Raw genomic sequence first — 14,767 nt, 5'->3', positions numbered from 1 at the left:
AGGGTAGGATTTTATACAAATTCTACCTGTAAAAGTATGGGAGATTTGTATATGAAGACTTATCTGAACGGCATAAAACTTATGCCCGAAAAAATCTGGATGCCCAATTATTGGATCAATATCGAACAACCCGACAAGATCGATATCGACTATCTGCTTAACGAGCTCAATGTTCCCGAGTCTTTTCTGAAAGACATAGAAGACCCTGAAGAAAGGCCACGTATCGAATACGAAGACGAATGGCAAATGATTATCCTTCGTATCCCGACAAAAGGCCATGATACCGGATATGCCTACACGACAGTTCCTTTAGGTATTTTCTTAAAAAACGACCTGATCATCTCTGTATGTTTTTACGAAAATGAAATGATAGGGGATTTTATCCGATATAATCAACGTAAAGAGATCGGATTCAATAATCCCTATGATCTGGTTCTTCAACTCATATTTTCTGCGGCAGTATGGTACATGAAATATCTCAAACAACTGAATATCATTATAAAGGAGAGCGAAAAAGAATTAGAAAGATCTATTAAAAATCAAGAGCTTCAAGCGCTATTGCAGATAGAAAAATGTTTTGTCTTTTTTATAACCAGTTTAAAAGGGAATACTATTCTCCTGCACAGGATCAAACACGATAAAAGGAGCAGTAAATATATTGATCCCGATCAGGTCGAAGATGTAGAAATAGAAATGAGACAAGCCCTTGAGACCTCTAATATATATAGCGACATTCTTGCCGGTATGATGGATGCATACGCTTCTGTGATCGGAAATAATATGGGCGATATCATGAAACAGCTAACCTCAATCTCCCTTATTCTCATGATTCCGACTCTCATCGCAAGTCTATACGGGATGAACGTACCCAATTCGTTACAAGATAGTCCGTATGGCTTTCCTATCATTTTAATAGCATCAATCACTTTATCTACTTTCGGTGTATGGTTATTCCGTAAACGTCGTTGGTTTTAATGGTTATTCTGAAGTTTTTCTTGTTCAGAAAAACTTCAGATACTTTTTACTCTTGCCCCTTAGAACCTGTCATCTAAATTTTACAATCGCATTACAAAAAATAAAAAATTCAAATCCTTTACACTTTCTATGTAAATATCTTTCCTTTCTTATTTATATATACTAATTTTGATACCCTTTTTCTTTCAGAAAGATAAACGATACCTAACAAATATAAATATGAAAAAATTTTTACTTTATTCCTTTTCGTGGCTATTGTTTACAGGCATGTTATCCTTACACGCCCAAGAAATTCCCACAGGCTATTATGACAAAGCTATAGGAAAAAGCGGAAAGGCTTTGCAAGAAGCATTATCTACGATATTAAATAACGGAGCTAAAGATGTCGGATATGACGGGCTATATTCCGTTTATCGAACTTCGGATAACCGGAGCGGAAAAGTATGGGACATGTACTCCGACATAACAGATTTTTCTTTTAGTAATACATGCGGGAACTATAAAAACGAAGGAGATTGCTATAATCGGGAACATTCAGTTCCGCAAAGCTGGTTTAATGAAGCTCGTCCTATGAAATCGGATGCATGGCTGGTATATCCGACAGACGGGAAAATAAACGGATACAGATCAAACAATCCCTTCGGAGAGGTCGGCTCAAAATACAGTTCTTCGGCAAACGGTTTTTCTAAATGGGGGACATCCGCTACTCCCGGGATAACCGGAACGGTATTCGAACCGAACGATATGTATAAAGGGGATTTTGCCCGTGCCTATTTTTATATTGCCACCCGATATGCCGATAAGTGCGGAAACTGGCAAAGTCAGGTATTCAGTTCTTCATTTCCTCATTTAGCCAAACCGACTTTGGATATGATGCTCCGCTGGCATCAAAAAGATGCCGTAAGTGAAAAGGAAATAGTCAGAAACGATGCTGTTTATAATGAACAAAGAAACCGAAATCCGTTCATCGATTATCCCGAACTTGTCGATCTCATCTTCGGGGACAGGACCGACGAACCTTTTAATCCTGACGGAAGCGAACATCCTTATCTGATTTCTCCATTAAACGGATCGACAATAAACATTGGAACTACATTGTTTAATCACTCCGTCAGTAACAATATTCTCATACAAGGGAAAAATATCGAGAATGATCTGACTCTTACTCTTAGCGGAACAGATGCAACACTCTTTTCTCTATCGGAAACGATTGTTTCCGCATCGGATATTAACGACGGGAAACAGATAACCGTAACCTATTTACCGACAGAAGTCGGTCTGAATAACGCGACATTGACAATATCGGGAAAAGATTTGGCCTATTCTACACAAGTTACCCTAACCGGAAAAGCGATAGACGGATTTGCGGCATTAGACCCGATAAATATTACCAGTAATTCTTTTACCGCACAGTGGAGTGCGGCCAATGGTGCAACCGGATATTTGTTGGATGTCTATTATTTAGATAATACATCTTCGGGAGAGGAAGTCACGGTATTAAATACGAATTTTAAAGAATTGACTCAAATCCCTAAAGGCTGGGAAACTTCCGGATTTGCTGCGATAGAAGGCGATAACGGTGTACGCCTGGCTTCGGGAAGTAGAGACGGATCTATCTCTACTCCGGCTCTCGACCTTTCGGGTAATGAGACTTCATTATATATAAAAGCATCTCCATATAAAGGAGCTGCACCACTATATATTTATCTGGACGGTAAAAAGATAGATGAGCTGAATGTCAGCAGCCAAATAGAAAAAAAGATGCCACTACCGGCCGGCACACCATCTTCGGTAATAAAATTAGAAGCCTCTTCGGACAAACGTATTTATGTTGAAGAAATCATCATCAGTAAAGGTGGCGGATACAAAGAAGTACGAGTAAACGGTTATCCCAAACAAGTAGGAAATACCCTTTCCGAAACAGTAACAGGGCTTACCCCTTCTACAGAATATTACTATACAGTTACGCCTATCGGAGGAACAGCTTCGAAATCGAATGAAATCAAAGTAACGACTTCCGATGATCCTGCAGCTCTTCCCGACATAACAGATATTAGTTATTCTGTCATATATAGTAATACAAACCGACTATATATCTCTAATGCCCCGGCAAATACGAAAGTATATGTATTTACCATAGACGGACAATTGATTCTGGAACGCACTTTACATGATGAGAATCTTGAAGAATATACAATCGATACAGCAGGTGTTTATATTGTAAAAATAGTCTCACCGCAAGGAAGTAAAAGCAATAAAGTTATTATCGAAAACTAAATTTTTCATTTTATGAAAATCAAATATTTTGTTTGCCAAAGCATAATATCATTATTTTTTACTCTCTCTGCATATACTCTGTGGGCACAGATTCCTAATGGATATTACGATGCAATCGAAGGTAAAAAAGATAAAGATCTGAAGACTGCCTTATATCAGATTATCAGTAATAATGGATTCAAAGTTGTCGGATATAGCGGATTGTGGGATGCTTATAAAGACACGGATGCCCGTCCGGACGGAAAAGTTTGGGATATGTACTCAAACACTTCGAATTTCACATTTGTAACAGATCAGGATAAAGGTTCGGGAGGGACAATAGAAGGCGATAAATATAATCGGGAACACTCATTTCCGCAAAGTTGGTTTGAAAAAGCCTCAGGGGACATGAAATCCGATTTATTCAATGTTTATCCCACTGATAAACTCGTTAATAATAAACGAAGTAATTATCCGTATGGAGAAACCAATGGCGAAATTTATAAATCCGATAATGGTTTCAGCAAATTGGGGACATGCACCTTTCCCGGATATTCGGGAACTGTTTTCGAACCTAACGACCAATATAAAGGAGATTTCGCCCGTTCCTATTTTTATATTGCAACATGTTATGAAGATGTATTTCCCCGGTTCGGAGGAGAAATGACTGCCGGAAATTCGTATCCCGGTTATAAAGATTGGGTAATCGATCTTTTGTTGAAATGGCACAGAAACGACAACGTAGATTCGAAAGAGATCGACCGGAACGAAGCCGTCCAAAAGAAACAACACAACCGTAACCCGTTTATCGATTATCCCGAACTTATTGAATATATCTGGGGAAACAAAAAAGGTATAGCATTCAATCTGCCGACATCGACGGACAAAACAGATATGAACACCATACATATCGCTACCAGAGAGGAATCGATAATCATCACGACTTCCGTTCCCGTACATGTTTTTCTATATAATACTTACGGGACTTTGATACAATCCCAAAACGGACAAGGAGAGATACATATACCGGCAAATCGATCAGGTATTTATATTCTGAAAATTCAGAACGACAAACACATCATTACACGAAAAATAAAACTTTGACTATGAACAGTATGCTATTGAAAATAAAATTTTTTTTCCTGCTTTTTCTCGGAATATCTTTACAATTATGGGCACAGATCCCTGACGGATATTACGATAGTGCATTAGGGAAAAAGAAAGCCGAACTAAAAACGGCCCTACACAAAATTATAGGAAAAGCCGATGTCTTAGACTATGGCAGCGGAGCGGGTAAAACTTGGTCCGGTTTCGTTCAAACGGATGTCGATGATGAAGGTTATTATGTAGATATGTATTCGCCCAACCGAGTAAAAGCCAACGGAAACTCTGCCGGATCGGGAATGAATATAGAACACTCTTTCGCAAAGAGCTGGTGGGGAGGCACAAAAAATCAAGCATATAAAGATATACAGCAATTAAGACCGTCCAATTCAAAAGCCAATTCAAGTAAAGGAAGCTGGCCTATGGCGATAGTCGATGGAAAAACGACTTACGATAACGGAGTTATCAAAGTCGGGAAATCTTCAAGTCGTCCCGGCGGCGAAATAACGGCATGGGAACCGAGCGACCAATATAAAGGAGATTTTGCTCGCATTTATATGTACATGGTTACTTGTTATGAAAATTTCAGCGAGAAATGGACAGGAAACTCGGTAAACCAACTCGATAATAACACCTATCCTGTTTTTGAGGATTGGACAATAAAAATGTTATTGGAATGGTGTGAAAAAGATCCCGTCGATGACTGGGAAATAGCCCGGAATGACAAAGTCTATAAAATACAAGGAAACCGGAATCCGTTTGTCGATCATCCCGAACTTGCCGAATATATCTGGGGAGATAAAACGGACACGGAATGGTATCCCGAAGACAATAATGAACCGACAATTATTTCTCCCAAAGATAAATCGGAAATCGACCTCGGCATGACCGCTGTCAATTATCCTTTATCCCGGGAATTATTAATAAAAGTTCGTAATCCCGAAGGGAATATTTCTTTATCGATAACCGGTACGGGATTTTCTGTCACCCCTGAAACGATCACGGCAGAAGAAGGAAAAACCGGGAAAAATGTTACCCTTACCTATACTACGGCAATAGCAGGACGGTCAGAAGGAAATTTAACCGTTTCTTGCGGATCTTTGGTTTCTAATGTAGATATGAAAGCCGAAGCCGTCGATGGTATTCCCGCTCTTCAAGCTACGGACATTACAAAAAATTCATTTACGGCAAATTGGATAAATCCGGCACACATACAAGATATATCTCTTACGGTATATCAAAATTCATCGGGTTCTCCTCTTCCGGGATTTCCAAAAACAGTCGATGAAAATACGACAAAAATGGAAATATCAGGATTAACACCTGACACTGAATATAGTTACAATTTATCCGGAGGAGGTTTGACATCCAATACGGTTACAATTCGGACTCTGCCGCTAAATCCTCATATAGAATATGACTTAGAAGATGGAGACCTGCTTTTTACGACAATAACAGGTTATGCATCAGACAGCAAACGCATACAAATATCCGGGACAGACACTTCGCTTCCATTGCAAATAAATACTGAAAGTCCGTTCGAATTATCTGGAGATCAACAAGAATGGAATACTCAACTTGTCCTTCCTGCAGAAGGCGGATTAGTTTATGTCCGGCTATCGGCTTCAGAAGCACCGGGAAATTATTCTGCCGATTTAACGATATCCTCATCCGAAATAGAAGAAGAATCCGAACCTTTATCCGGAGTTATCGAAATAAAAAAAGCATTTTCCGAAACTTTTGAGAACGGAACAAAAGGAAGCTACAATAATGGAAATGTCGAATGTACAGCTACAGAATGGTATATGGAAAATTCCCTGATCGGAACTCAATCGGGAGATAAAAAGAACGGGAAACAATCGGCTCGCATAAAAGGGTCGATCGAAATGGCCAAAGATAAGCCGGGAGGTATCGGAATGATTTCTCTATACGGGGCAAATTTCAGTAGCGATAACGACGGTAGTTTCAGCTTGTTTTACTCAACCGATCAAGGGACGACTTGGAAAACCGTTCAAAAGTCGGAAACATTGACAAATACATTGCAAAAATTTACATATATAGTTAACGAGCCGGGTAACATCCGAATCAAAATAGTGAAGGATAAAGGTAACCGCATCAATATAGACGATATAGAGATAAGCGATTACGATAATCCTGACGGAATTACTCGAATAGAGAACTCTTTATTTAAAATATATAGCTTTCAGAACGAACTGATCATCGAATCTCTTCAAAAAAGCATCTTTGCAATATATGACATTACCGGTGCTTATATAAACCGATACGAAGTAAACGGAAATATTCGCATTCCCCTTTCTGCCGGAGTATATTTAATAAAAAACCTCTCTGACGGAAAAACTATAAAAATAAATATAAACCGATAAACACTGTTCTGCAAAACTAAAAAGAGGAAGCCGATTATTATTTGGCTTCCTCTTTTCTTTTTACAACACACACTCACACGCTATCTTTCATAATGGTAATCTCTCAATTGAGACTGCAATTGCTGACGTGTCATATAGATACGGCTTTTTATCGTTCCGATAGGCAGATGCATTTCATCGGCAATTTCCTGATATTTATAACCGGCAAGATAAAGTGAAAAAGGCACACGATATTCTTTTGAAAGACTATTGATCGCTTTATTTATTTCTTTGACATTATATAAAGATTCAGGAGTATCGTCCGAAGGATCATTTGCAACAGATTTCATTATTGTTTCGTCTTCATTATCATAAACCGTTCTGCGATTGACGTTACGGTGATAATCATTAATAAAAATATTACGCATGATCGTATACATCCACCCATTCAGATTTTCATAATGAACTAATTTTTCTACATTGCTAAGCACTTTAAGAGAAGTTGCTTGCAACAGGTCTTGAGCATCATCTCGATTCATGGTCAGGCTATAAGCAAAATTGAACAAGCTCTTTTGCATCCCGATTAACAGACCGGTCATTTTTTTTTCGTCCATATTATTATCTGTCTTTAAAAATTAAACATTTGTAATCCATTTCCCTTTTGGATGTTACAAATGTACAATTGAAGTTATAAGTATATTGTAAGTATTATAAGGCAGGGTATAAAGATTTTATAAAGAAATCATCAATATAAATAAATATGCAATATCACTCACTATTATGCACATAATAATGCAAAAACCGGTTATACATATAACAATAAAAAGACACCTCTTTTAATAACAGATTTACCACAAGAAAAAAAGAAAAAAATAGGAATAAAGTTTCTAAGAGCTTGTCCAATAAATATTACGAAAATCCATGAGAACTGAGAACAAAGTGTAAATAGAAACTCAAAAAAAAGGTTGCCTGCAAACAGACAACCCTTTCATATTTTTACAGAAATAACCGGTTATTTCAATTTTGCCAGCGCCTCTTTTATACGACGTAGAGCTTCAACCAAGTTTTCGTCAGAAGTCGCATACGAAAAACGCAAACACTCGGGAGTTCCGAATGCAGCACCACCGACTGTTGCGACATGACCTTCTTCTAACAAGAACATTGCCAGGTCCGCAGCATTTTCTATTTTACGGTCTCCGAAAGATTTTCCAAAATAGTAACTTACTTCAGGAAAAAGATAAAAAGCACCCTGAGGAACGTTTACCTTAAAACCAGGAATCTGTTTTGCCAGATCGACAACCAAATTACGACGACGTTCAAATGCCTTGCGCATCTCTCCTACACACGATTGATCGCCTGCAAAAGCTGCCACCGAAGCTTTTTGGGCAATAGAACTCGGTCCGGAAGTATATTGACTCTGCAACTTATTGCATGCTTTTGCCAACCAAAGAGGTGCGGCAATAAAACCGATACGCCATCCGGTCATTGCGTAAGCTTTCGATACTCCGTTTATAATAGCTACACGATCACGGATATTTTCAAATTGGGCAATACTCTGATGCCCTCCTATATAATTAATGTGTTCATAGATTTCATCAGCCAATACAATCACCCGAGGATATTTAGCCAACACATCGGCTAAAGCTTTCAATTCGTCTTTCGAATAAACACTTCCTGTCGGATTGGACGGCGAACACAAGATCAATGCCTTAGTTTTAGGTGTAATAGCGGCTTCGAGCTGAGCAGGCGTAATTTTGAAATCCTGATCGATACCTGCCGTAATAATCACGCTTTTACCTTCGGCAAGCTTCACCATTTCTACATAGCTCACCCAATACGGAGCAGGAATAATCACTTCGTCTTCCGGATCGATAAGACTCAATATCGCGTTACAAATAGATTGTTTTGCACCGTTCGACACAACAATCTGGTCGGGAGTAAACTCCAGCGCATTTTCATTTTTCAGTTTCGCACATATAGCTTTACGCAGATCCATATATCCGGGAACCGGAGAATAGAATGAAAAATTATCATCAATCGCTTTTTTCGCTGCGGCTTTAATATGATCGGGGGTATTGAAGTCAGGCTCTCCTACACTTAAATTGATGATGTCTATTCCTTGCGTTTTCAATTCATTACTTTTCTGCGACATAGCCAACGTCTCTGAAGGAGAGAGGCTTGCCAAACGTTCTGAAATCTGATTCATGGGTGATATTTGTTTAAATTATTACTTTCTGCATCTTAACTATTTTACGCTTGCAAAGATAAGACAATCTTAAATGATAGCAAACAATATACCTAAATATTTCGATATACAATAACAAAAATACGGAAAATACACACAATAGTAGAACAATATGTCACAAAATCAAGAAAAGTAAAAACTTTTAAGATAATCCAGAATCTGCAAGAAAGCCCCTTTTTTATTTTTAAGAATATTCTAAAGACAGTATAAATTCCCTGAAAATGCTTTTCGGAAATTTCGAGAAATCAATACAAGCCGTAATTTATTTTCAACACACGAAATTCGGTGCGACGGTTTATCTGATTGGCGATTTCTTGCTGATCTTCAGGCAATGCGAGAATATATTCTTCGGTAAGCACATCTCCTTCTTTAAACATCGGATATTTCTGTGCCATTTTTTTGGTTATCGTTTTAGGCTGGCTTTCACCGTAACCTTTCGGAGTAAGACGGTCTGCCGCAATCCCCCCGGCAATCAAATAATCCACGACAGACTTAGCCCGACGTTCCGACAAATTCAAATTATAGGCATCCGTTCCTTTCATATCGGTATGTGCACCCAACTCGATCGTCACATTCGGATTATCTTCGAGCATCTTTATCAACTCATCCAACGCTGTCGCCGACTCGGGACGCAATGTAGCCTTATCAAAATCATAAAATATATTTTCGATCAATACCGGTTTCGTTATGGATGCAAGAATAAAATCGACCGAATAGGTGATATTTTTTTCCTCATCACTGGTGCGCATTTCATTCTTGGCATTCAAGAAGCCCCGGCATCCCGCCATCATCACATAATCCGTACCTAAACTTAAAGGGAATTTATAAGTCCCGTCCTTTCGGGCTATAGCTTTTTGATTAGAACCATCCTTGCCGACAATGCGGATAATAGCATCCGGAACAGGTTCTTCGTCACGGTCGATAACGACTCCGGTCACCCACACATTGATCGTAGGCAATTCAAAACTATAAATATGGTCATATCCTCGAGCATCATTGCGGTTAGAACTGAAAAATCCGGATTCACCCGGTCCGAACGTAATACCGAAATCATCAGAGGAAGAATTGATCGGATACCCCAAATTTTCAATCTGCCAAACACCATACTCATTCATCTTTGCCTTAAACAGGTCGAGCCCCCCCATTCCCGGATGTCCGTCCGATGAAAAATATAGATCTCCGTTTTCACGGATATACGGAAAAACTTCATCTCCCGGAGTATTTATCTGACTCCCCAAATTTTCCACTCCTCCTTTTTCATCATTCAGAGCAATACGCCAAAGATCCTTTCCTCCGTATCCTCCGGGCATATCTGAGGTAAAATACAGGTACTCTCCATCAGGCGACACTGCCGGATGTGCAAAAACAGACAACGTATCCCCGGTGATCTCATATTTCTGCCCGGCACTCCATTTAGCCCCGGAACGCGACGAGGTAAATATCTCAACAGACGTATCCGAATTGGGTTCTCTTCTTGCTTTTGTCAAATACATCGTACTGCCATCGGGACTGAAACTGATAATTCCCTCATCCAGCTCGGTATTCACCTCTCCTTCTACCAATTCGGGACGCATCCATGCCCCTTTTTCATCCTTTTTTGAAAAGAAAATATCATTATTCTTTACCCCCGTAATATCGCTCTTATTATTTCCTGAAGCCTTGTCGTTCGTAGAAGAAAAATATAATTGATCATAATCACTTCCCAAAAACATCGGACTACATTCGCTTCTTCTGGAATTAAACAGATTAGCCCGCTTTACAACATAACGTGTCGGCTTAGCCTTTAACTCCACAGCCAATTCACATCCTTTTTTCCCGTTTAATGCCAAAGGATCATCCGGCTTCTTTTCCAAATAAAGGTCATAATTCTTTATCGCATCTTTATATTTGCCCTGCATTTGAAGCGCTCTACCCAAATATAAATAAGCCGTACTATCCGGATAATGGTATCTGATCGCATTTTGATACGCCCCGGCACAACGAGGAGCGGAGTTCAACATGCGATAACAAGTTGCCATACGGAATGCTATCTTGCCCCTAAGCGCCCGTTCTTTACGAGGAGAGGTCTTATTATATACTTTACGATATGTCGCTGCGGCGGCGAAATATTCTCCCCGGCGAAATTGTCCGTCGGCCGTGCTCAGTTTTGCACTGTTGCATCCCGTAAACAACCACGCTAATAAAAAAAGAGATAAAGGCACGTATATCCGCTTCAACATCAAATGCAAATTATTTTATAGTTTATACGGCATATTCCGCAAATTATTGTACATCCGCTCCAATTTAATCAGGCAATAACAGAGAACTGTCTCCATAACTTAAAAAACGGAAATCGTGAGACAAAGCATAATCGTATATCTCCCGCCACCTTCCGTCTACAAAAGCCGAGACCAATAACAATAAAGTGCTTTGCGGCTGGTGAAAATTAGTAATCATTCCCCTGACAATCTTAAACGTATATCCCGGAGCAATTATAATTTGCGTAGCTGTTACGAGTCTCGACAGACCTTTTCGGTCTAAATAATCTACAATATTCCGCAACGCTTTCCGATAATCGATCTCCGCCACCGTATCGTCGTAAGGCTGCCATTGTCCGACTTTCAGCTCTTCCGGAACAGCATCGGGATTGTACTCTAACGTCCGACCGATATAATAAAGACTTTCCAATGTACGCACCGAAGTTGTTCCTACGGCAATAATCCGACGGTCGGTTTCGGCAAGAGATACAATCAATGAACGTTCGACCGAAATAAACTCGGTGTGCATTTCATGACCTTCGATCGTCTCGCTCTTCACCGGTTTGAATGTCCCCGCCCCGACATGCAACGTCAATTCCAGGCACGGAATGCATTTCTCTTTCAGAGCAGCCAATACATCTTCCGTAAAATGAAGACCGGCCGTAGGAGCGGCAACAGATCCCTCTATTTTTGAATATACTGTCTGATAAGTCTCCTTATCGCTCTCTTCCGTTTCCCGATTCAAATAAGGGGGAATAGGGAGTTCGCCGACTGCATCGAGCAAAGCTGCAAAAGAGATTTGCGGATTATCCCATGAAAAACGAATCTCAAAACTATTTCCGTACGCATTCAGCCGATCAGCATTTAAAGTCACGGATTTACCCTCTATAATAACCGTCCGGGATAATGTTCCGCTTTTCCACTTTTTTAAATTTCCGACCATACATGCCCAAACACATTCCCTGTTGGACTGGAACGACAACAAATAATTATTCGGAGAAAGAGGTTCAAGGCAGAATATTTCGATCAACGCACCTGTCTCTTTCCTGAAATGAAGCCGTGCCTGTATCACCTTTGTATTATTGAATACCAACAAGCTATTCTCCGGCAACAGATCGGGTAAATGAAAAAACTCGGACTCGGAAACCGAACCAGAACGATATAACAGCAATTTAGAACGGTCTCTTTGCGATAAAGGGAATTTTGCAATGCGCTCATCCGGCAGCGGATAATTGAATTCTTCGATACGTATATCTCGTGTTTTTTGCATAATCTATTGAATATATCTACAAAAATAAGCAACTTTGTGAGATAAACAGATAAAGATATGGTTAAAGTAGGTGATAGAGTACGCTTCCTGAACTCTGTGGGCGGAGGAATCGTAAAAAAAATAAATAAAGATATTGCTTTGGTCGAAGAGGAAGACGGGTTTGAAACTCCCGTACTGTTACGAGAATGCGTAGTGATAGAAGCCGGGAAAAAATACAGCGATCCTGTTCCTGAAAAACGGACTGATTCGCCTCAAATATCCCGGAATATTATTCAAGAAGAGGAAGAAGAACTGCCTCTACTCGAAACACCGGAGGGAGAACGTCTGAACATTTTATTAGCATTCGTACCGGAAGAGCGGAAGAATTTGCAAATCACACGTTTCGATGCTTATTTAATAAACGACAGCAATTATTTTCTCGATTTTACCTATTCCTGCAAAACTGACGCAGGTTGGCTCGTAAGATACCACGGATCTATCGAACCCAACATAAAGCTACACCTGGAAACATTCGGAAAAGAGATATTGAACGACCTGGAACGTATCTGCATCCAGGCAATAGCTTATAAAAAAGAAAAAGCATTCAAACAGAAAAATCCTATATCGGTAGAACATCGCGTCGATACGGTCAAATTTTACAAACTGCATAGCTTCCGGGAAAATGATTACTTCGATGAAGATGCCCTAATCTTCCCGATCGTGCGCAATGATATTCCTGAGCGATCATTCATCATAGATCCCGCCGAGATCGAAATTGCCATAAAACAAAAAAAAGATTCGGAAAAACCGGAACGGCAGGCGATCAAAAAGAAACACCGTCCGATAAACGAACCTTTAGAAATAGACCTTCACATTAACGAACTTCTCGATACTACTGCAGGAATGAGTAACTCCGATATACTTCAATATCAACTGCAAAAAGTAAGGGAAATTCTGAATGAACACAAAAACGAGAAAGGCAGAAAAATCATATTTATACACGGCAAAGGCGATGGCGTATTACGTAATGCATTGATAACCGAATTAAAAACAAAATATAAGACTTTCTATTATCAAGACGCCTCTTTCCGTGAATACGGATATGGGGCAACCCAAGTTACAATACGTTAAAATATAAGCCATTATACATAGAGCGATAGACTTTAATTCTATCGCTCTATATATTGTTATCCTCCGATACTCCCAATTCGTCAAGCATCTTGGGATAATTATTTATAAAGTACTTTGTCAACTTAAACTGGTCAGTCTCTTCATAAGTCACCGATTCGAATCCGTTATTCGTTATGCGGTAAATATCAGCTCCGGGATAAGACAACAATATAGGGGAATGAGTAGCGATGATAAACTGAGATTTATTATCCACCAGTTCTTTCATCCGAATCAGCAGTCGGAACTGGCTGGAGATAGACAAAGCCGATTCCGGTTCATCGAATATAAACAAGCCGTTCCCCGACAGTCGATTCTGAACAAGGGCCAGAAAACTCTCACCATGCGAATACTCATGAAGCATACCGCCATAATTTATCATTTGAAATGCACGGCCCGAAATACGATCCAATTCACTGGATACATTATAAAAACTCTCGGCTCTGAGAAAATAGCCGTCTTTATTCCGGTAAGCCGATCTCACCAATTTAAGATCATTGAACAGGCTCGAATGAGAATCATAAGTGTGATAATTCAGATTAGGACTGCCTCCTTCCGGATTGAATCCGGCACAAATGGCAAGAGCTTCGATAAAAGTAGATTTTCCTGCCCCGTTTTCTCCGGTAATAAACGTAACGCTTTCCCGGAACTCAAACTCATCCATATGTAATATAGACGGAATATTATAGGGATATTCGCATCTTTCTTCTATCGGTTTACGATTTATTATACGCTTGATATAAATCATAATAGAATAATTTCGTTTTTGTCACACTCGACCAAGAAATATCAATAACGAGCGACTCGTATTAATGATCTTTTTTTAAAATGGATTCTAATCTCCGAAACATTTCCAGTTTATAATCCAGTCCAAAATCAGGATCGGATGCCATTTGTCTATATTCAGGATCAATTTCGATAATCTGATTCTTTTCCGATATAGGGTCTGACGGATCATCAAACTCGGTAACCTCGATCTCAAATTCCAACCCCTCTCTAAGTTTCTGAAAAGAACAGATAAACGGGTCGGAACATCCTCCCTCAATACAAAAATAATGCGTATTAATCAGTGCGATAACAGATACTTGTTCTCTTAATGACCCGATCTTATAGGTACGTCCTAAATGCTTGACAATAAATCCCAACATACGATCTACAATTAAATGACAAA

At 39.5% G+C, this 14,767-nt stretch carries 11 protein-coding genes; 5 read left to right on the top strand and 6 right to left on the bottom strand.

Features of this window, described 5'->3' with window-relative positions:
- Positions 1-36: 36 nt before the first annotated feature.
- The 4 genes from QUE35_RS11475 to QUE35_RS11460 all read left to right on the top strand — a co-directional run bounded on the left by QUE35_RS11475 (position 37) and on the right by QUE35_RS11460 (position 6,719).
- Positions 37-975: a magnesium transporter CorA family protein gene (locus QUE35_RS11475; protein WP_009318922.1), complete on the top strand. Its 939-nt coding sequence runs from the start codon at positions 37-39 to the stop codon at positions 973-975.
- A 219-nt stretch (positions 976-1,194) separates the two neighbouring features.
- Entirely contained in the window at positions 1,195-3,252 is a 2,058-nt protein-coding gene (locus tag QUE35_RS11470) for an endonuclease (protein WP_081705627.1), read from the top strand.
- 12 nt (positions 3,253-3,264) lie between these two features.
- The gene (locus QUE35_RS11465; RefSeq protein ID WP_022600775.1) at positions 3,265-4,335 is read left to right on the top strand and encodes an endonuclease; all 1,071 of its coding nucleotides are present in this window, start codon (positions 3,265-3,267) and stop codon (positions 4,333-4,335) included.
- A 2-nt stretch (positions 4,336-4,337) separates the two neighbouring features.
- Entirely contained in the window at positions 4,338-6,719 is a 2,382-nt protein-coding gene (locus tag QUE35_RS11460; protein ID WP_022600777.1) for an endonuclease, read from the top strand.
- Positions 6,720-6,799: 80 nt separating this feature from the next.
- Here QUE35_RS11460 and QUE35_RS11455 read toward each other — a convergent pair whose 3' ends face one another.
- The 4 genes from QUE35_RS11455 to QUE35_RS11440 form a co-directional block, all read right to left on the bottom strand.
- Entirely contained in the window at positions 6,800-7,312 is a 513-nt protein-coding gene (locus tag QUE35_RS11455) for an RNA polymerase sigma factor (protein ID WP_022390821.1), read from the bottom strand.
- A 398-nt stretch (positions 7,313-7,710) separates the two neighbouring features.
- Complete coding sequence (locus QUE35_RS11450; RefSeq protein ID WP_022600778.1) at positions 7,711-8,904, bottom strand: pyridoxal phosphate-dependent aminotransferase; 1,194 nt, start codon at positions 8,902-8,904, stop codon at positions 7,711-7,713.
- Between the two features lie 284 nt (positions 8,905-9,188).
- Positions 9,189-11,162, bottom strand: coding sequence for a PorE family type IX secretion system protein (gene porE / locus QUE35_RS11445; RefSeq protein ID WP_009318928.1), 1,974 nt, complete (start codon positions 11,160-11,162; stop codon positions 9,189-9,191).
- 64 nt (positions 11,163-11,226) lie between these two features.
- On the bottom strand, positions 11,227-12,453 hold the full coding sequence (locus QUE35_RS11440) for an S-adenosylmethionine:tRNA ribosyltransferase-isomerase (RefSeq protein ID WP_031258418.1): 1,227 nt from the start codon (positions 12,451-12,453) through the stop codon (positions 11,227-11,229).
- 54 nt (positions 12,454-12,507) lie between these two features.
- Here QUE35_RS11440 and QUE35_RS11435 point away from each other — a divergent pair, with 54 nt between their 5' ends.
- Entirely contained in the window at positions 12,508-13,560 is a 1,053-nt protein-coding gene (locus QUE35_RS11435; RefSeq protein WP_022600780.1) for a DUF2027 domain-containing protein, read from the top strand.
- A 46-nt stretch (positions 13,561-13,606) separates the two neighbouring features.
- Here the strand turns inward: QUE35_RS11435 and QUE35_RS11430 are convergent, their stop codons facing one another.
- Both QUE35_RS11430 and QUE35_RS11425 read right to left on the bottom strand, forming a co-directional pair.
- Positions 13,607-14,344 carry an AAA family ATPase gene (locus tag QUE35_RS11430; protein ID WP_022390817.1) on the bottom strand — a complete coding sequence of 246 codons (738 nt, stop codon included), beginning with the start codon at positions 14,342-14,344 and terminating at the stop codon, positions 13,607-13,609.
- A gap of 61 nt (positions 14,345-14,405) precedes the next feature.
- Positions 14,406-14,744 carry a hypothetical protein gene (locus tag QUE35_RS11425; RefSeq protein WP_022600781.1) on the bottom strand — a complete coding sequence of 113 codons (339 nt, stop codon included), beginning with the start codon at positions 14,742-14,744 and terminating at the stop codon, positions 14,406-14,408.
- Positions 14,745-14,767: the final 23 nt, after the last annotated feature.

The organism is Coprobacter fastidiosus (assembly GCF_030296935.1).
Lineage (GTDB): Bacteria > Bacteroidota > Bacteroidia > Bacteroidales > Coprobacteraceae > Coprobacter > Coprobacter fastidiosus.
This window is presented reverse-complemented; position numbering and strand designations above follow the sequence as displayed.

Bases quoted from the DNA above. Each gene is read 5' to 3' on its own strand.
- QUE35_RS11475 (WP_009318922.1), top strand. From the start codon at position 37: ATGGGAGATTTGTATATGAAGACTTATCTGAACGGCATAAAACTTATG.
- QUE35_RS11470 (WP_081705627.1), top strand. From the start codon at position 1,195: ATGAAAAAATTTTTACTTTATTCCTTTTCGTGGCTATTGTTTACAGGC.
- QUE35_RS11465 (WP_022600775.1), top strand. From the start codon at position 3,265: ATGAAAATCAAATATTTTGTTTGCCAAAGCATAATATCATTATTTTTT.
- QUE35_RS11460 (WP_022600777.1), top strand. From the start codon at position 4,338: ATGAACAGTATGCTATTGAAAATAAAATTTTTTTTCCTGCTTTTTCTC.
- QUE35_RS11455 (WP_022390821.1), bottom strand. From the start codon at position 7,312: ATGGACGAAAAAAAAATGACCGGTCTGTTAATCGGGATGCAAAAGAGC.
- QUE35_RS11450 (WP_022600778.1), bottom strand. From the start codon at position 8,904: ATGAATCAGATTTCAGAACGTTTGGCAAGCCTCTCTCCTTCAGAGACG.
- porE (WP_009318928.1), bottom strand. From the start codon at position 11,162: ATGTTGAAGCGGATATACGTGCCTTTATCTCTTTTTTTATTAGCGTGG.
- QUE35_RS11435 (WP_022600780.1), top strand. From the start codon at position 12,508: ATGGTTAAAGTAGGTGATAGAGTACGCTTCCTGAACTCTGTGGGCGGA.
- QUE35_RS11430 (WP_022390817.1), bottom strand. From the start codon at position 14,344: ATGATTTATATCAAGCGTATAATAAATCGTAAACCGATAGAAGAAAGA.
- QUE35_RS11425 (WP_022600781.1), bottom strand. From the start codon at position 14,744: ATGTTGGGATTTATTGTCAAGCATTTAGGACGTACCTATAAGATCGGG.